Genomic DNA, 18,457 nt, shown 5'->3' on the forward strand with positions numbered 1-18,457 from the left:
CGATGACAAACCTTATTTCTACGCTTAAACAACTGGCCAACAAAGGTAACATCAGACAACTGGACTACCAATTTGCGCGCTTTATCGCCACCCAATCACAAGATGAGCAGTTAGCCTTTATTGCGGGGGTTGCCAGTCATGAGTTGGGTAAGGGCCATATCTGCCTGCCGCTGTTTGACGCGCAAGGGCAAGCGGTCGATCTTGCGGCTAAGTTGGGCTTGTTTGGTGAATCGGCGCTAGCGCTCAACCAAGCCCTGCTGGGTGTAGATTGGGCAGCCTTGCTAAATCGCTCTGCTTTCGTCGGCTGCGGAGAGCAAGCTTTACCGCTGGTTTTTGATGGCGAAAGAGTCTATTTGCAGCGTTATTGGCACTATGAAGAAACCCTTGCGCAGCGTTTAAATAGTTTTGGGTCACCCATGATCCTAAAGCTTGATGAAGTAGAGAAACTTGCTCATCTTCTGGATCATCTCTTTGCGCGCAATTATCGTTATCTGTTTGAAGATATTGAAAAATCTAGGCAGTCTGGTGAATCAACACCTGTCCTGCGTCAGCGTATGGTTTGTGACCATCTTGACGTGGTCGCAGAGCAAAATTTGGATTGGCCTACCATAGACCAAAAGCTATTGGACGCGAAGAGTATTCAGCAGCTAACCGTGTTAGATGAGCTGGTTCCGTTAGCGGCTTGCGTGAACTGGCAAAAGGTTGCTGCGGCGGTCGCATTGACGAAACGCTTTGCCGTGATCTCCGGCGGCCCTGGTACAGGTAAAACGACCACAGTGACCAAATTACTCGCCGCCTTGATTGAACAAGCAAGTCATCTAGGTCAGCAGCCGACGATCAAGTTAGTGGCACCAACAGGAAAAGCTGCTGCCCGATTGACCGAATCAATTGGTAAAGCGGTGGCGGAATTGCCAGTGGAGCCTGAACTAAAACAGGCGATTCCTACCGATGCCAGCACGCTGCACCGTTTGCTCGGTGCAATCCCCGATAGTGCCGAATTTCGCCACAATCAGGATAATCCGCTGCATTTGGATATCTTGGTTGTTGATGAAGCTTCGATGGTCGATTTGCCCATGATGTACAAATTGATCGATGCTCTGCCTGGCCACGCTCGGTTGATTCTACTGGGTGACAAAGACCAGTTGGCCTCTGTCGAAGCAGGAGCTGTGCTGGGGGACATCTGCTCGTTTAGCCAATTTGGTTTCAGCCACGGGCAAGCAACGCAAATTGCCCGTCTGACAGGTTTCGATACCCTCGCGTATGGCGCCAATACCCAAGCTACGATCGCCGATAGTTTGTGTATGCTGAAAAAAAGTTATCGTTTTGACGCACGATCAGGGATCGGTCAGCTTGCTCAAGCGGTGAATTCAGGTTCGGGGCCAAAGGTCGACTGGGTATGGCAGCAAGACTTCACGGATATAGCTAAGTTTCCTATCGGTAGTCAGCATTACAACCAGCTTATTCAAACCTTAGTGGCAGAATATAGTCACTACCTGAAACGGATTAATGTCGAGATGTTGGACTCGGCAACAGAAAAGCCTGAAACCCTGTCTCAGCGAGCTAAAGCGGTACTCGAGCTATTTGCACGTTGCCGTTTATTGTGCGCGATACGTGAAGGTGATTTTGGTGTTAGCGGGCTCAATCAACGTATCGAACGTGCCTTGGCGGCGCGTAAGTTGATCCAAACTCAAGATGAACTGTGGTATCACGGCCGACCGGTAATGGTGACGAGAAACGATCACGGATTAGGTCTCTACAACGGAGATATCGGAATTTGCATGCTTGAACACTCAGGGCAACAGGCGCGGTTAAAAGTCTTTTTTGAGTTGCCTGATGGTAGTGTTAAATCGGTTTTGCCTAGTCGCGTTCCCGAACATGAAACCGCCTATGCGATGACCATACATAAATCTCAGGGCAGCGAGTTTGAACATACACTGATGATTTTGCCAGCCGATTTTACACCGATACTGACTCGCGAGTTGATCTACACCGGAATTACACGGGCGAAAAAGAGGCTAAGCCTGTTTGCTGATGACGGAGTAATCAAGCGGGGAATTAAAGTTAAAACGGAGCGGGCGAGTGGTTTAGTGCCAAGACTTCAAAGTAAAGGTTAACCTTCCTTGGCCAACCTATAGCATCATTACAACAGCGCTTTAGAAAAAGAGATGCTGCGAATGCGGTATTTTTTTTGGTAGTTCAGGATGAATGCTTTTAAGCCTTCTGTCACTGGGAAGACACAGTGAACATCGAGATCTTCGAGGAGTTCATTGTCTGCCATATCCCAAAAACTCTGCACAGAGTTACAGATAATTTTCTTCATCAATAGTTTGCTCGTTAGTGACGTAGTGAGTAACCTTAAGCAATCCTTGCGGCTCAACTTATAACCACTAAAGTTGAGAAGTAATCCTATTCAGCTCCCCACATGAATGTGGGGAGGCGAAATATTAACCAAATTAAATCATGAAATAAAGCTAATATTTCATGTAATAAAAAGCAATAGGTCTTATTTATGAGAGTTATGCTTGATTACAGATTGATCGACAATATCTTTGATTTACGTTGATAGTTGTATAAATTTTGTTTCTGCGACGGCAGAAAATCGACACTCATTTCATGAAAACCTTGCTCTCTAAACCAGTGCAGACTGTGAGTGGTTAAGACGAATATCTTCTCGATTCCCTGAGCCTTAGATTGCAGCCGCATATGGTTAAGTAACAACAAGCCACGGTTACCATCACGATATTCAGGATGAATCGCAACGCATGCCATTTCTGCCATCTTCTCTTCAGGATAAGGATAGAGCGCAGCGCAGCCGATAATCAAACCATCCTTCTCAATGATGGTGAACTGATGCAGCTCTTGTTCCAGTTGCTCACGAGAACGCCTTACTAAAATGCCTTGTTCTTCCAGCGGTTGAATTAAATCCAAGATCCCGCCGATATCATCGATATCCGCAACGCGCACTTGTTCAGCACTCGCCTGTACGACTTGAGTACCAATACCATCTAAAGAGAACAATTCTTGAATCAAGGCACCATCGACTTTGTAGCTGACCAAGTGGCTGCGAGGAACGCCTGCTCGGCATGCGGCGGTGGCCGCGCGCAAGAAACGCAATGTCCCTGAAGAGTTATCGCAGCCTTCTACTCGATCATTCTCTAAGCGCGACAAGATTCGTTCTGCATCTTTAGGGAAGAGTTCGGCGACAACATCGCCATTTTCATTGATGATCCCTTGCTCTGAACAAAATCCAATCAGTTTATCGGCATTGAGTTTAATCGCGACTTGGGTTGCTACCTCTTCTGATAGAAGGTTAAACGACTCCCCAGTGACGGAACTGGCGATGGGGCCGAGTAAAACAATCGAACCTTGAGCGAGCATTCGGTTGATACCCTCGGCATCGATGCGGCGAATCTTGCCACTATGGCAATAGTCAATGCCATCATCGACGCCAAGTGGTTGGGAGGTAATAAAGTTGCCACTGACAACATTAAGCTGAGTGCCCGCCATTGGGGTATTGCTGAGACTCATTGAAAGTTGTGCTGTGATGGTTAACTGCAGTTGTCCTGCTGCTTGCATGACGTAATTAAGTGAGGTTTCATCTGTTACACGAACGCCTTTGTGGTAGGGCGTCTGATATTGGTTTTGTTCTAGCAATTGGTTTATTTGTGGCCTTGCACCATGGACAAGAACAATTTTGACGCCAAGACTATGCAGCAATGCTAGATCACTGATAATATTTGAAAAATTTCCGTCAGCCACCGCCTCTCCGCCGAGCATGATAACCATGGTTTTATCTCGGTGGGCATTAACGTAGGGCGCGGACTGTCTAAACCCTTTGACGAGAGCAGTGCTTCTAAGCTTCACAATATCTACCATTAAATGAATTTATATACATTAATATTGCAATTTTATTCTTGGTCAGCAAGCGTTTTTTTCATGCGCTTAGCCTGGGTGTTCTCGGGGAACAGATTGGGCCGAGAGCGGCTTTAGCAATCAAAATGAGAATTTTCGTCAGCTCTGCTAGTGATGGAATTCGCAGTAATGAAATTTTTGGTTAACACTTAAGCTAGAAGAACAGTGTGACATTGATGAGAACGAACATGAATGGTGCAGGCAGCAAGAAAAAGTTTGTAGAACGAGCCATCGTCGTCGGCGCACTCTGCGCTGCCGTTGCTGCGATTCTTATGGCGAGTAGCTTGTATCAGTTTTATCTGGATAAAGTCTATCCAAAATCAAAGATTTACGGCACATGGGTCGAGCAGAACGTCGCCTCGTACGCCGCCGAGGAATTTGTCCTTAGTGCACGGGGGGTGGCAATCAATGGTGGCATTGTTGATACTCAATACAGTTGGGATGGCGCCCATCTTGAGTATCAAATGGGGGATAAAGTGCGTAAGTTCAAAGTGCTCAATGAAGAACTGACAGAGTTACAACTCGTCTCTGAGCCTAATTATCAACCCGTCTACCATTTGTCAGAATAAATCAAAAATAACATCCATTAACAACGACTCGATTGCGAATTCCGGGCAAGTTTGTCATGCTCTCTGCAACGCTTGAAAGGGATAAAATCAGTGCTCAAAAAATATCTTCCACTCGCCGCCGTCAGTTTGCTGTTTGGTTGTGCTCAACCCACCGATCGTGCCCAGCAATATGTTGATGATGAATTTACTTCCATTTTGAATAAATCTGCAGTCGTTGAATCCAGTAAGCCGCGCGACTTTACTGAGTTTCATCGTCAAGCAGAGCAAGTGGTGATTAACTCCCCGTCAATGGCAAAAATCTACCAGCCGCTCTATGACTCGTTGAATGAATGGGTTCTACAAAGTGGCGAACCTACCGAGCTAGCTAGCTTTGGCATTCAGGCCGCTCAACTGGGAGGTGGAGATAAACAAGGTAACGTTCTGTTTACGGGCTATTTCTCTCCGGTAATGGAACTGCGTCATCAAGCGAATGAAATCTTCAAATATCCTGTCTACGCCAAACCCGAATGTGAAAGTGACTGTCCGACTCGTGCTCAAATCTACGACGGTGCGCTAGAGGGTTTAGGTTTAGAGTTGGGTTATGCAGCTAACATGATCGATCCATTTTTAATGGAGGTACAGGGCAGCGGTTTTGTTCATTTCGAAGATGATGACACTTTAGAATACTTCGCCTATGGCGGAAAAAATAACAAAGCTTACGTGAGCATTGGTCGTGTATTGATTGAGCGCGATCTCGTGCCCCGCGAAAAGATGTCGATGAAGGCAATTAAAGAGTGGGTGCTCAATAATGATGAAGCGACGGTTCGTGAGTTGTTAGAACAGAATCCATCATTTGTGTTCTTTGAACCTCGCGCCGATGCACCAGTAACCGGATCAGCCGGTATTCCATTATTGGCAATGGCTTCAGTGGCTGGCGATCGCTCCATCTTCCCCATGGGAACGCCTATTTTAGCGGAAGTGCCGCTGCTTAATCCGGATGGTTCATGGAGCGGGGCGCACCAACTACGCTTATTAATCGTGCTAGATACGGGGGGAGCGGTGAAACAAAATCACCTCGACCTATATCACGGCATGGGGCCGCGTGCAGGTACGGAAGCGGGTCACTACAAGCATTTTGGCCGAGTGTGGAAGTTAGGCCTAGAAGGCAGCGCCACACAAGCCCCTTGGGCACTGCCGCCAGAAAAGCTACAATAGTCGCTTCAGCTGCATCTAGACTTTTTACTTAAGAGTGCGTATAAATCGCACTCTTTATTTTTGCACCAAGCGGACAATCAATATGCGTGAACTCGACACTCCAGCTTCTGACAACTACAACCAACGTTTTGGTGGCACACGCCGTCTTTACGGGAATAGTGAAGTTGAGATTCTACGTGCAGCGCATGTGTGCGTGATTGGCATTGGTGGTGTAGGCTCGTGGGCTGTTGAAGCATTAGCTCGCACCGGAATCGGTGAGCTCACTCTTATCGATATGGACGATGTTTGCGTGACCAATATTAATCGCCAGATTCACGCTATGTCGGGTTCGGTTGGTCAAAGTAAAATCGAAGTGATGGCCGAGCGAGTGAAGCTGATCAATCCTGAGTGTAAAGTGAACTTGATTGATGATTTTATTACCCCAGACAATCAACACGAGTATTTGTCCAAAGAGTATGACTATGTGCTTGATGCGATAGATAGTGTTAAAGCGAAGGCGGCTCTACTGGCTTATTGCCGCAGTAACAAAATCAAAGTGATTACCACTGGTGGGGCTGGTGGACAAGTTGACCCGACTCAAATCAAAGTGGCGGATTTAACTAAGACTATCCAAGATCCTTTGGCGAAGAAAATTAAAGACACTTTACGTCGCCACCACAATTTTCCAACCAATCCAGCGCGTAAGTTTGGTATTGATTGTGTGTTTTCTACCGAACAACTTAAATATCCTCAACCAGATGGCAGTGTTTGTGGTGTTAAATCAACGGCTGAAGGTCCGAAACGAATGGATTGTGCCAGTGGTTTTGGCGCAGCGACAGTGGTGACGGCAAGCTTTGGCTTTGTCGCCGTGTCACGTATCGTTGAAAAGCTTATTCAAAAGCACCGTCAGCAATAAAGTGGAGCACAAAATGTCACCTTTTCCTCACTCTCCATTCGGTCACGAAATTAGTGCTCAAGACATAGCTCAAACCATGCAAGCGTTTAATGGTTGGGAAGACCGCTATCGCCAGGTGATTCAATGGGGTAAAAAGCTTCCCCAGATGCCAGATGATCTTAAGTCTGAGCAAGTGACCGTTGCTGGCTGTGAAAGTACGGTGTGGTTGGTTAGTGATTGTGTGGATGGAATATGGTACTTCTGTGCAGATTCAGATGCTCGCATTGTCCGTGGCCTTATCGCATTGGTAATGGCGGCGTACGATGGTAAATCGGCCGAGCAAATCCAGTCTTTTGATATTGATAGCTACTTTGCATCGCTAGGCTTAATTGCTCATCTAAGTCCTTCGAGAGGCAATGGTTTGAAAGCCATTGTTGAGCAAATAAAGCAGGTTACCGCTGCATAATTTGCCATATTTATTGGCTGCAACATGACTAGTTATTGTACTGGTTAATAAATAATCACATCGATATTAACGCCTTAAAAAATACAGGGCTTTACAGGTCTTGTTGTCACTGCATAAAGCCTGTACAATTCGCGCCCTTAATTAATGTTCCGTCTTATGAGAGGCCACATGACCACTGAAAAAATCAATCTACTCGACTTTGATCGTCAAGGTATGCGCCAATTTTTTGCTGATGAACTCGGCGAAAAAGCATTCCGTGCAGATCAGGTAATGAAGTGGATCTACCATTTCGGTGTCGATAACTTCGACAATATGACCAACATTAATAAAAAGTTACGTGAAAAACTGCAACATCGCTGTGAAATTAAGGCGCCAACCGTGGCTGAGGCTCAGCACTCTGCTGATGGCACCATTAAATGGGCGATGAAAGTTGGCGATCAAGATGTTGAAACGGTATACATCCCAGAAGATGACCGTGCGACTTTATGTGTCTCTTCTCAGGTTGGCTGTGCGCTAGAGTGTAAATTCTGTTCAACGGCGCAACAGGGTTTTAACCGTAACCTGAAAGTGTCTGAAATTATTGGTCAGGTGTGGCGCGCTGCGCGTGAGGTTGGCCTAGAAAAAGAGACGGGTCGCCGCCCAATTACTAACGTCGTCATGATGGGGATGGGCGAACCACTGCTTAACATGAAAAACCTCATTCCTGCGCTTGAGATCATGTTGGATGATTTAGGTTTTGGCCTGTCTAAGCGTCGTGTCACTGTTTCTACTTCGGGCGTGGTCTCTGGTTTGGATCAGATGACGGGCAAGATTGACGTTGCTTTGGCAATCTCACTCCATGCTCCGAATGACAAACTGCGCAGCGAAATCATGCCTATTAATGATCGTTGGGATATCCAAGATTTCCTCGCGTCTGTACGTCGTTATATTGCTTCATCAAATGCCAACCGCGGCAAGGTCACTGTTGAGTATGTATTACTTGACCATGTCAATGATGATATGGATCACGCGCGTGAGTTAGCTGAGTTGATGAAAGATACGCCATGTAAAATCAACTTGATACCGTTTAACCCGTATCCAGGTTCGCCATATAAAAAGCCGAGTAACTCGCGCATTGACCGCTTCCAAAAAACTTTGATGCAATATGAACATACAGTGACAATTCGTAAAACGCGTGGTGATGATATTGATGCGGCTTGTGGTCAGTTAGTTGGCGATGTTATCGACCGTACCAAACGTACCGCAATGCTCAAAGCGGCTAAAGGTGACACGATTCAAGTCAAATCGGTTTCATAACAAAATAGCAAAATGTGTTACAGCCAGAGCCAAGCTCTGGCTTTTTTGTCACACTTGGTAGCGATCTCTCTGTCAAAATAACGAAAAACCTTGAGCTGCTTGTAAATTCTGCGTGTTGTTGGTGTTGTTTCATCTATGATATCTATTAGAATTGAATGTTAACGCTTTCGGGGAACTTTCCTCTGATTTTTGAGTGAAGCGTTAAATTTATACATTCGAGGGCAACCCTCAACCTAATTCAAAGTTTGGTTACTTTACGCATAACGAAGAACGAATAATTAGCGGTGATGTAGCGAAACTTAAACAAGAAGAGAATTTTTTTTATCATGACATCTGAACAACCACTTCAAGCGAGCGACGACAAGACAGAAGTAGAGAAGGTAGCAGCAGGGACTCTGCTTAAAAATAAACGAGAATCGCTTGGGCTTAGCCAGAAGCAAATTGCCGATCGTTTGCGTTTACGCCTTTCCATCATCGAAAACATCGAAAACAACAACTTTTCCTCTGATCAAGTGGCCACCTTCACCCGTGGTTATTTGCGTTCTTATGCCAGAGCCGTCGGTATTAAAGAGTCCGTCGTACTTTGCGCTCTTGATGGGTGTGAAGAAACGCAACCAGAAGAACAGGAGATGAAAAGCTTTTCGCGTAAAACGAAGCGTGAAGCACATGATAGCCGTATCATGACCCTCACTTGGGGGATTATCATTGTGGTTTTAGGCATTTCATCTGTCTGGTGGTGGCAAAATCAAGAAAAAGGCATGGAGTCGTTGACCAGCGAATCTGAGCAAGCGCAAATGTTGGAGTCGCAAGCTGAAAACCCAGCGCTGGACTTTACTACTCTCTCTGACGAGGCACCTGAAGTGAGTGTCAATGAAGATATCGCGCCCGAACCTGCAGCAGAGCCATTGGAGCCTCAGTTAGAAGAGGATCTCATTACACCTGAAACAGCAGAGACACTGGTTGTTGAAGAAATGCAAAACACGCAGCCAGAGTCTGTTGAAATGGTCGTAGAGGCAACACCCGAAGCGGAGGTTGCACAATCAGAACAACCGCTTGGCGCTGCAAACCTGCTAGCGATGTCATTTAGTGACGATTGTTGGATTCAGGTCAAAGATGCGTCAGGCAAAACTCTTTCTACCGGCGTGAAAAAAGCTGGTCAAACTCTGAATCTAAGTGGCGATTTGCCTTACAGTGTCATTTTAGGTGCGCCTGAAAACGTTTCAATGACATTAGCGAGTGAACCTGTCGACCTTTCTGGGTATACTTCAGGAAAAGTAGCAAGATTCAACTTACCTTAGAAAATACTATGCAATACGAATCTCCTATCAAACGTCGCCCATCGACTCGTATCTATGTGGGCGACGTACCTATTGGTGACGGTGCACCGATTGCCGTGCAGTCGATGACCAACACCCGCACAACAGACGTTGACGCGACCGTTGCGCAAATTAGAGCATTAGAAAATGTCGGTGCGGATATCGTTCGTGTATCAGTACCAACCATGGATGCGGCAGAAGCCTTTAAGCAGATCAAACAACAAGTGAAGATCCCACTGGTTGCGGATATTCACTTTGACTACCGTATCGCCCTCAAAGTGGCAGAGTACGGCGTCGATTGTTTACGTATCAACCCAGGCAATATCGGCAATGAAGATCGTATTCGTTCCGTTGTTGACTGCGCGCGAGATAAAAACATCCCGATCCGTATCGGGGTGAATGGTGGATCGCTAGAAAAAGACATCCAGATGAAATATGGCGAGCCAACACCAGAAGCTCTGGTTGAGTCGGCAATGCGCCACGTCGATATCCTTGATCGCCTTAACTTCGATCAGTTTAAGGTCAGTGTGAAGGCTTCGGATGTTTTCCTTGCCGTAGACTCCTATCGTTTATTGGCGCAGAAAATTGACCAGCCGTTGCACTTGGGTATTACCGAAGCAGGTGGTGCTCGCGCGGGTGCGGTTAAGTCGTCAGTCGGCTTGGGAATGCTTCTCGCTGAAGGTATTGGTGACACGCTGCGTATATCGCTGGCGGCTGATCCGGTAGAAGAGATCAAAGTTGGTTTCGATATCTTGAAGTCACTGCGTATTCGCTCTCGCGGTATTAACTTTATCGCTTGTCCAAGCTGCTCTCGCCAAGAGTTCGATGTTATCGGCACGGTCAACGCATTAGAACAGCGTTTGGAAGATGTGCTAACGCCTATGGATGTCTCCATTATCGGCTGTGTGGTTAACGGTCCGGGCGAAGCGGAAGTCTCACATTTGGGTTTAGCGGGCAGTAACAAGAAGAGCGCTTTTTACGAAGATGGTAAACGTCAGAAAGAGCGTTTTGACAACAATGACTTAGTTGACCAACTTGAAGCACGAATTCGTGCTAAAGCGTCCACGCTAGATCAAGCAAATCGAATCGACGTTAAACTACAAGATTAATCTCAACGTAACCCAATTACGGTAACTATTTTACGGTAGATAACTGTGGCAAAGAAAATCCAAGCAATTCGAGGCATGAACGACTGCCTTCCAACTCAATCACCACTGTGGCAGAAACTTGAAAACACAGTGAAGAACGTAATCAGTGCTTACGGTTATAACGAAGTGCGCATGCCAATCGTTGAGATGACTCATCTATTTAGCCGCGCTATCGGTGAAGTCACCGATGTAGTCGAGAAAGAGATGTACACCTTTGAAGACCGTAACGGTGATAGCTTAACCCTTCGTCCTGAAGGTACGGCAGGCTGTGTACGTTCTTGTATCGAGAACAGCCTTATCGATCGCTCGGAGCAACGCCTATGGTACATGGGCCCAATGTTCCGTCACGAACGCCCGCAAAAAGGTCGTTACCGCCAGTTCCACCAATGTGGTGTTGAAGTCTTTGGCCTCGACGGCCCTGACGTGGATGCTGAGCTTATCATGATGACTGCACGTTTATGGCGTGAGCTAGGCATTGATAACCACGTGCGTTTAGAGCTTAACTCTATTGGTTCATTAGATGACCGCGCCAACTATCGTACGGCATTGATCGCATTCCTAGAGCAGCACATTGATGTTCTAGATGACGATTGTAAGCGTCGCATGCACACTAACCCATTACGTGTTTTGGATTCTAAGAATCCTGATGTTCAAGCTATTTTAGCTGATGCGCCACGCTTGTCGGATTACCTAGGTGAAGAATCACAGCAACATTTTTCAGGTCTGTGTGAACTTCTTGATGCTGCGGGTATCGAATACACAGTTAATGAACGCCTAGTTCGTGGTTTGGATTACTACAACCGCACGGTATTTGAGTGGATTACCGAGAGCTTAGGAGCACAAGGTACGGTATGTGGCGGTGGTCGCTACGATGGTCTTGTTGAGCAACTAGGTGGCAAGTCTACACCAGCGGTAGGTTTTGCAATGGGCCTTGAGCGCTTAGTGCTTATGCTAGAAACGCTTGAACTGACAGACGTTCGTCGTAGTGTGGATGTCTACATGGTCACTGCTGGTGAAGGCACTATGTTAGCAGGAATGAAACTGGCCGAATCCCTACGTGAACAGGTTGCTGGTCTGCGCGTAATGAGCCACTTCGGTGGTGGCAACTTTAAGAAGCAGTTCAAGCGCGCCGACAAAGTAGGGGCGGCTGTGGCTCTGGTACTGGGTGAAAATGAAGTTGCTGACAACACAGTTGTGCTTAAAGACTTGATTGGTGGTACGCAAGAGACAATGAGCCAAGCAGACGTGATCACTAAACTGGCTGAGCTGGTTTAATTTGAATAATTTTTGAGTGGCAGTTTCGGCTGCCATTTTGATGTAAGAGGACAGGAAGTGGAACTCTACGATACTGAAGAACAACAAGTAGAAGCGATCAAAGATTGGTGGAAAGAGAACGGCAAAGCAGTCATTTTAGGCGCTGTTGTTGGTCTTGGCGGCTTATTTGGTTGGCGTTACTACCAAGACTCTGTGACTGCGGCTCAAGAAGCGGCGTCTGAAAGTTACACTAAAGCTGTGCAAGCACTGGCTGAAAACGGTGCGTCTGCTGAAGCGGATGTACAAGCGTTTATTGATGCAAATAAAGAGATTGAATACTCGGTTCTTGCGGCATTGCAACTGGCAAAAGCTCAAGTTGAAGCGGGTAATCTTGATGAAGCTTTAGCTCAGTTGGAGTGGGCGAAATCAGCGACAAAAGATGTTGCCGTGTCTGCGGTGCTCGACTACCGCCTCGCTCGCGTAAAAGCAGAACAGGGTGAGTTTGATGCAGCTGTAACTCAACTGGCAAACATTAGCGACGAAAGCTGGGGTGGTCGTGTCGCAGAACTAAAAGGTGACATCCTGCTGCGCAAAGGTGATACACAAGCGGCTTATGCGGCGTACACTGAAGCACAACAGTCTGGAGACGCAAGCCAGACATTACAGATGAAACTGGATGATCTAGCCAAGTAAGGGCGTCGCATGAAGAATATGCTGAAAAAAGCACTCACCACAGCGATGTTTGTTGGCGTTCTTGCTGGTTGTGCTAGCGAAGAAGATACCATCATCATGTCTCCTGTACCTCAGGTTGACAGCAAATTTACGCCAGCAAGCCAATGGAGTGCCTCTGTTGGTAATGGTGTTGGTGAATATTACTCAAAGCTGACACCTGAGTACGCTTACGGCAAAGTATTTGTTGCTAGCCGCGACGGTGTAGTCAAAGCATTCGATCCTGAAAACGGCAAAACCTTGTGGGAAGCTGAAGTTGAAGCGGATGTGACGGCTCGTTTGGCGGGTGGAATCACCGCTGGCTACAGCCAACTCTTTATTGGTAGCGAAAACGGTACGGTACTGGCTCTCGATGAAGAAACGGGTGAGCTAAACTGGCAAACGCAAATCGATGGTGAAGTACTGACAGCACCAGCGACAGATAACAACCTAGTTATTGTCCACACCAACGACGGTATGTTGATCGCGCTTGAGCAAGAAACGGGCAACATCAAGTGGACCATCAGCACTGAAGTGCCAAACTTAACTTTGCGTGGAAACAGTAAACCAGTTACCGCTTCCGGTGGTGTGTTTTGGGGTACGGCTAACGGCCGCTTGGCTGCGGCCATTGTTGAACGTGGTCAATTGATTTGGCAGCAGCCTATCGGTATGCCACAAGGGGCAACGGAAATTGACCGCCTAGTGGATGTCGATGCTGCACCGCTGATACTAGGTGGCTCACTATATATAGCAGGCTATAACGGACAGCTGACCGCGATTGACTTACGTTCTGGTAAGCCATCTTGGAAGCGTAGCTACTCATCATCGGCTGATCTGGCGAGTGATGGCAGCCGTTTGTTCTTAGTAACAGAGAAGGATCACTTAGTGGCGGTTGACGCACGCAGTGGTACAGAATTGTGGTCGAACGATCAGCTAGAGCACCGCTTGTTGACTGCGCCAGCCATGATTGATGATTATGTCGTCGTGGGTGATTCAGAAGGCTATTTGTACTGGCTTGACCGTGTTAGTGGTGAGTTTGTCTCTATGCAGCAAATTGACAGTTCAGGTCTCGCTGTTGCACCAATTACTGTGCCTGGTGGTTACGTGCTTGTGACTCGCGATGGCGATGTAAAGAAACTGACGATCAACGAGTAATCGTGTGATACAATTCACATTCGGCTCCTAGCTGGTAACAGTTGGGAGCCGTTTGTTTGTTTTAGAACCCATAGTTAGATGTGGTTATAGGTAAAGTGCTCTTAAAGTGAACTCTGCTGAGTTGTTACCTATAACTACATAAAGAAAAGTATATTGTAGAGGTTATTATGGTACCTGTTGTTGCTCTGGTAGGGCGTCCTAACGTAGGTAAATCAACGTTATTTAACCGATTGACTCGTACACGCGACGCATTGGTTGCGGATTTCCCTGGCTTAACTCGTGACCGTAAATATGGCCAAGCTAAGCTTGGTGAGCACGAATTTATCGTGATTGATACTGGTGGTATTGATGGCACCGAAGAAGGTGTCGAAACCAAAATGGCAGAGCAGTCTCTCGCGGCAATTGATGAAGCGGATGTTGTACTATTTATGGTTGATGGCCGTGCTGGTTTAACGCCTGCGGATATCGCTATTTCTAATCACCTACGTAAAATTGAAAAGCCATCAATGCTGGTGGTTAATAAAGTCGATGGCATCGATGCGGATGCGGCTTCGGCTGATTTCTGGCAGCTTGGTGTGGAGAATATGTACCAAATCGCTGCGGCACATGGCCGCGGTGTTGGGGCACTTATTGACCGTGCGCTAAATCCATTTGCAGAAAAAATGGAAGAGGAAGCCAGAGCTGAAATCGAAGACTTAACTGATTTCATCGATGAAGAAGAAGAGAAACTCGATTACAGCGAAGAAGAAGCGGAAGCAGAATTTAAACGCCTGCAAGATCAACCGATCAAACTGGCGATTATCGGTCGTCCAAACGTTGGTAAATCGACGCTGACCAACCGCATCCTTGGCGAAGAGCGCGTGGTTGTTTATGACATGCCAGGAACAACGCGTGATTCTATCTACATTCCGATGGAGCGTGATGGGCGCGAATATGTATTGATCGATACCGCAGGTGTAAGACGTCGCAAGCGTATTAATGAAACGGTAGAGAAATTCTCGGTAGTTAAAACGCTAAAAGCAGTCGAAGATGCAAACGTGGTATTACTTGTTATCGATGCGCGTGAAAACATTTCGGATCAAGATTTGAGTCTGTTGGGCTTCGCCCTCAATGCGGGTCGTTCGATCGTGATTGCGGTCAACAAGTGGGACGGTCTCGATATGGACGTAAAAGAGCACGTGAAGAAAGAGCTAGATCGCCGCTTAGGTTTCGTTGATTTTGCTCGTATCCACTTTATTTCTGCGCTGCATGGCACTGGTGTCGGCCACTTGTTTGAATCTGTGCAAGAAGCTTATAAGTCGGCAACAACACGTGTAGGTACTTCGGTACTGACTCGTATTATGAAGATGGCGACTGACGATCACCAACCACCTTTGGTACGTGGCCGTCGTGTTAAACTCAAATACGCGCACGCAGGCGGGTACAACCCACCGATCGTTGTTATTCATGGTAACCAAGTTAATGAATTGCCGGATTCGTACAAACGTTACCTGATGAACTACTACCGCAGGTCTTTGGAAATCATGGGTACCCCGATTCGTATTCAGTTCCAAAACAGCGAAAACCCATTTGAGGGTAAATCAAACAAGATGACATTATCTCAAGATCGCAAACGTAAGCGCTTAATGAGCATGATGAAAAATCGTAAGAAGTAACTCTTTCTCCAGACGGAAAGAGAAAACGAGTTTGTAAAAAGCGCCGAGTATGACTTAGGCGCTTTTTTTATAGGAAATGATGATGCAAGTTAGCCCAACTATTACCCGTTTTTGCCACAACACTTGGCAACTCGAAGCCAATATTCAGCTAATACAATTAGGTGAATTACATCTTTACGTTGTTACCGATTCGACTCCTTTTCACCCAGTGAGCCATATTTGGCCTGACCATCCCGCAGACAAAGGTACACTTAACCAGCATCAGGTCGTTGACTGCCAAGTAGGCGCAGTGGATCTCGCCAGCGGCGAGCTTTATGTAGGTAAAGATATTCCTGTAAAACGCGATCAACAAGGCTGGGCGTTTGTCGTGGTGCACTGTTTAGATATCAGTTGCCATGACTTGATGGTTGGCCAGAGTGTCACATTGGCTGTTGATGAGCAATATCAACGCTCGCTCAGTCGTGGACATAGTGCCGGGCATTTGTCTTACCTTGCTTTAAATAAAGTGCTGACTGAACAGGGGTACTGGCGTAAAGATGCGGACAGAAAAGATCCGCACGGTAACTATGACTTCAATAGCTACGCTCAGGTGACCAGCTTCGTCACCCCCGATAAATGCCTAGATACCTATCGATTGGGAAAAACGCTGCGCAAGAGAGGCCTCAATAGCGCAGATATGCTCACTGACTTAGCTGCGATTGAACATGCAGTTAATCGACAATTGATCCAATGGTTAACACTCCATTCTGACGTCACAATGGAGTGTCATGGCGAGACATTAACTGACTCACGCTATTGGCAATGTGATTTAAAAGAAGCCGCAAACGCAGTGATTCCGTGTGGTGGCACTCATATCAATTCGCTAACTGAGTATCATGCTATTGAGGTCATTTTATGCGCCATTGATGAACAAATAATTGAAATGCACACCCATGTTAAATCGTCAAACTAGATTCTGATCTTTTTATTAAATTCTGAATTATTGGTTATTTCAATTTAAGTTAGATTATTAATCTGTCTTAAATTGAAATGCAGTATATGTAACTTATGCTTTCGGTGTGTGGTTATATAAATGTTCTTTTAACGGCAGATCGCTGATCACATCGGCTTTTGCCGACGATCAGGATAGGATCTTTATTATCTTAACTTTGTTTGTCATGAAAAACAGTGACCCTCTATCCACATTGAGCTCAGATTAAGATAATAGCCACGCAATAAATGGAAGCAGGATCACTTCGCTTGTTATGATGGAGATCATGGTAAGTTATTTCTAGAATATTAGAGTTAACTCATGTAGAAAATGTTGAGTGTGTCTATGAACGAAAATATCTGCCCGGTTTGCGAAGAAGAACTGGAATGGACAGGAAAATACCATTGTTCGGCGTGTGATGAGAATTACATTAAAGTGGGTTTTTGTCCTGACTGTGATGCTGAGTTGGAAAAACTGCAAGCTTGCGGAGCGGCCAACTATTTCTGTAATAGTTGCAATGAACTAAAATCTAAGTCGCGTATTCGCTTCGAATTTCAGCCAGAGTAAAGCTAGGCTAAATCACCGTAGAGCGAACTTCGCCGTCAGATAAACGGGTGACTAAAGTGTCGCCTGTTTTTATTTGTTCGGTTTGAGTGACAACATGACCTTGCGCTGTCTGCGTGATGGAGTAACCCCTCTTCAGCGTTGCCAGCGGGCTCACGGTATCAAGTTTTTCCGCACCAATAGCTAACTGGTGGCGTGCGTTAAGAAGTTTCCTATCCATTGCATCAAGTAACTTCTGCTCTAGCCTTTGCATACGGGTCCGTTGCTCAGCAAACTGTTTAACTGGCGACTGGAGTTGGATCTTGTACTGCTGGCGTTCAATCTTTTGCCCGCGGAGGGCAATAAATTGACTCATGGCTCGATTCAGTCTTGATTCTAAATCATCAAGTTGCTGACTCTGGCGCTGAAGCTGATAGCTAGGGTGGTGACGTTCAATACGATGCAGTAAAGATACGCTGTGACTTTTCTGCTCGGCTAGGTAGTAACGCATAGCACTAGCCAGTTTATGTTGTCGAGCGATGAGAGCTTGCTCTTTATGACTATTGTCACGACTGACAAGTTCAGCTGCCGCTGATGGCGTGGGCGCGCGCATATCTGCGACAAAGTCAGCAATAGTGACATCCACTTCATGACCCACAGCGCTAATAATTGGGATCTGACTTGCCGCTATAGTACGGGCCAATATTTCGTTATTGAAACACCACAGATCTTCTAGTGAGCCACCGCCTCGACCGACAATTAACACATCACACTCATTACGACTATTCGCGCAGCCGATCGCTTGGGCAATCTGTATTGCGGCGCCTTCACCTTGAACCATAGTCGGGTAGATAACCACAGGAAGAGAAGGATCACGACGCTTCAGAACATCAAGAATATCGAACAGTGCCGCGCCAGTTTTAGAGGTGATAATACCGACGCATTTAGGATGCTCAGGCAGCGGTTTTTTATCGCTTTGGGAAAACAGTCCTTCACCAGCCAGCTTCATTTTCAGCTCGTCGAATTGTTGCTGCAACCGGCCATCTCCCTCTGGCTGCATGCTCTCAATGATCAGTTGATAATCACCACGAGGTTCATAGAGCGACAAACGGGCTTTGACTAACACTTGGTTGCCGTTTTGTGGCTTGAAAGTCACTCGGCGATTATTGCCACGGAACATGGCACATTTTACTTGCGCACGGGAATCTTTAAGAGTGAGGTACCAGTGTCCAGAAACCGGAGCGGAGAAATTGGAGATCTCGCCAATTAACCAAACAATGCCCATTTCATTTTCGAGTAACAGACGTACTTCAGCATTAAGACGAGAAACGGTGAAGATGTTTTGATTGGTCAGAGAAGACACTGCTAATTCCGGAGACGTGAGTATGGAAATTAGC

At 46.4% G+C, this 18,457-nt stretch carries 17 protein-coding genes; 14 read left to right on the forward strand and 3 right to left on the reverse strand.

Going from position 1 to position 18,457, the window contains the following annotated elements:
* Positions 1 to 2: 2 nt before the first annotated feature.
* Positions 3 to 2,114 (forward strand): exodeoxyribonuclease V subunit alpha, encoded by a 2,112-nt coding sequence (recD, locus tag TW81_RS01780; protein WP_045954008.1) that lies wholly within the window; start codon positions 3 to 5, stop codon positions 2,112 to 2,114.
* A gap of 26 nt (positions 2,115 to 2,140) precedes the next feature.
* On the opposite strand, the gene TW81_RS01785 is transcribed toward recD, so the two are convergent.
* Both TW81_RS01785 and argA read right to left on the reverse strand, forming a co-directional pair.
* The gene (locus TW81_RS01785) at positions 2,141 to 2,320 is read right to left on the reverse strand and encodes a hypothetical protein (RefSeq protein WP_045954009.1); all 180 of its coding nucleotides are present in this window, start codon (positions 2,318 to 2,320) and stop codon (positions 2,141 to 2,143) included.
* 206 nt (positions 2,321 to 2,526) lie between these two features.
* A complete protein-coding gene (gene argA, locus TW81_RS01790) occupies positions 2,527 to 3,864 on the reverse strand; it encodes an amino-acid N-acetyltransferase (RefSeq protein WP_045954049.1) in 1,338 nt (445 codons plus the stop codon).
* Positions 3,865 to 4,088: 224 nt separating this feature from the next.
* Here argA and TW81_RS01795 point away from each other — a divergent pair, with 224 nt between their 5' ends.
* From TW81_RS01795 to TW81_RS01855, 13 genes are all read left to right on the forward strand, one after another.
* Positions 4,089 to 4,481 (forward strand): DUF2850 domain-containing protein, encoded by a 393-nt coding sequence (locus tag TW81_RS01795; RefSeq protein ID WP_239424267.1) that lies wholly within the window; start codon positions 4,089 to 4,091, stop codon positions 4,479 to 4,481.
* A gap of 90 nt (positions 4,482 to 4,571) precedes the next feature.
* Positions 4,572 to 5,675, forward strand: a complete 1,104-nt coding sequence (gene mltA / locus TW81_RS01800) for a murein transglycosylase A (protein ID WP_045954011.1) — start codon at positions 4,572 to 4,574, stop codon at positions 5,673 to 5,675.
* 82 nt (positions 5,676 to 5,757) lie between these two features.
* Positions 5,758 to 6,570: a tRNA cyclic N6-threonylcarbamoyladenosine(37) synthase TcdA gene (gene tcdA / locus TW81_RS01805; RefSeq protein WP_045954012.1), complete on the forward strand. Its 813-nt coding sequence runs from the start codon at positions 5,758 to 5,760 to the stop codon at positions 6,568 to 6,570.
* Positions 6,571 to 6,583: 13 nt separating this feature from the next.
* Positions 6,584 to 7,015, forward strand: coding sequence for a cysteine desulfurase sulfur acceptor subunit CsdE (gene csdE, locus TW81_RS01810; protein WP_045954013.1), 432 nt, complete (start codon positions 6,584 to 6,586; stop codon positions 7,013 to 7,015).
* Positions 7,016 to 7,183: 168 nt separating this feature from the next.
* Positions 7,184 to 8,311, forward strand: a complete 1,128-nt coding sequence (gene rlmN / locus TW81_RS01815; protein WP_045954014.1) for a dual-specificity RNA methyltransferase RlmN — start codon at positions 7,184 to 7,186, stop codon at positions 8,309 to 8,311.
* A gap of 326 nt (positions 8,312 to 8,637) precedes the next feature.
* A complete protein-coding gene (gene rodZ / locus TW81_RS01820) occupies positions 8,638 to 9,609 on the forward strand; it encodes a cytoskeleton protein RodZ (RefSeq protein ID WP_045954015.1) in 972 nt (323 codons plus the stop codon).
* A gap of 8 nt (positions 9,610 to 9,617) precedes the next feature.
* Entirely contained in the window at positions 9,618 to 10,736 is a 1,119-nt protein-coding gene (gene ispG / locus TW81_RS01825) for a flavodoxin-dependent (E)-4-hydroxy-3-methylbut-2-enyl-diphosphate synthase (RefSeq protein WP_045954016.1), read from the forward strand.
* A gap of 45 nt (positions 10,737 to 10,781) precedes the next feature.
* Positions 10,782 to 12,050, forward strand: coding sequence for a histidine--tRNA ligase (gene hisS / locus TW81_RS01830; RefSeq protein ID WP_045954017.1), 1,269 nt, complete (start codon positions 10,782 to 10,784; stop codon positions 12,048 to 12,050).
* A 57-nt stretch (positions 12,051 to 12,107) separates the two neighbouring features.
* Entirely contained in the window at positions 12,108 to 12,722 is a 615-nt protein-coding gene (locus tag TW81_RS01835; RefSeq protein ID WP_045954018.1) for a YfgM family protein, read from the forward strand.
* Between the two features lie 9 nt (positions 12,723 to 12,731).
* Positions 12,732 to 13,892, forward strand: a complete 1,161-nt coding sequence (bamB, locus tag TW81_RS01840; RefSeq protein WP_045954019.1) for an outer membrane protein assembly factor BamB — start codon at positions 12,732 to 12,734, stop codon at positions 13,890 to 13,892.
* Positions 13,893 to 14,059: 167 nt separating this feature from the next.
* Positions 14,060 to 15,547 carry a ribosome biogenesis GTPase Der gene (gene der / locus TW81_RS01845; protein ID WP_045954020.1) on the forward strand — a complete coding sequence of 496 codons (1,488 nt, stop codon included), beginning with the start codon at positions 14,060 to 14,062 and terminating at the stop codon, positions 15,545 to 15,547.
* 82 nt (positions 15,548 to 15,629) lie between these two features.
* A complete protein-coding gene (locus TW81_RS01850) occupies positions 15,630 to 16,499 on the forward strand; it encodes an alanyl-tRNA editing protein (protein WP_045954021.1) in 870 nt (289 codons plus the stop codon).
* A 363-nt stretch (positions 16,500 to 16,862) separates the two neighbouring features.
* A complete protein-coding gene (locus TW81_RS01855) occupies positions 16,863 to 17,084 on the forward strand; it encodes a zinc ribbon domain-containing protein (protein ID WP_045954022.1) in 222 nt (73 codons plus the stop codon).
* Positions 17,085 to 17,091: 7 nt separating this feature from the next.
* Here the strand turns inward: TW81_RS01855 and xseA are convergent, their stop codons facing one another.
* Complete coding sequence (gene xseA / locus TW81_RS01860) at positions 17,092 to 18,423, reverse strand: exodeoxyribonuclease VII large subunit (protein WP_045954023.1); 1,332 nt, start codon at positions 18,421 to 18,423, stop codon at positions 17,092 to 17,094.
* Between the last annotated feature and the right edge of the window lie 34 nt (positions 18,424 to 18,457).

The sequence above is a fragment of the Vibrio galatheae genome, assembly GCF_000967545.1.
In the GTDB taxonomy this organism is placed as follows: Bacteria; Pseudomonadota; Gammaproteobacteria; order Enterobacterales; family Vibrionaceae; genus Vibrio; species Vibrio galatheae.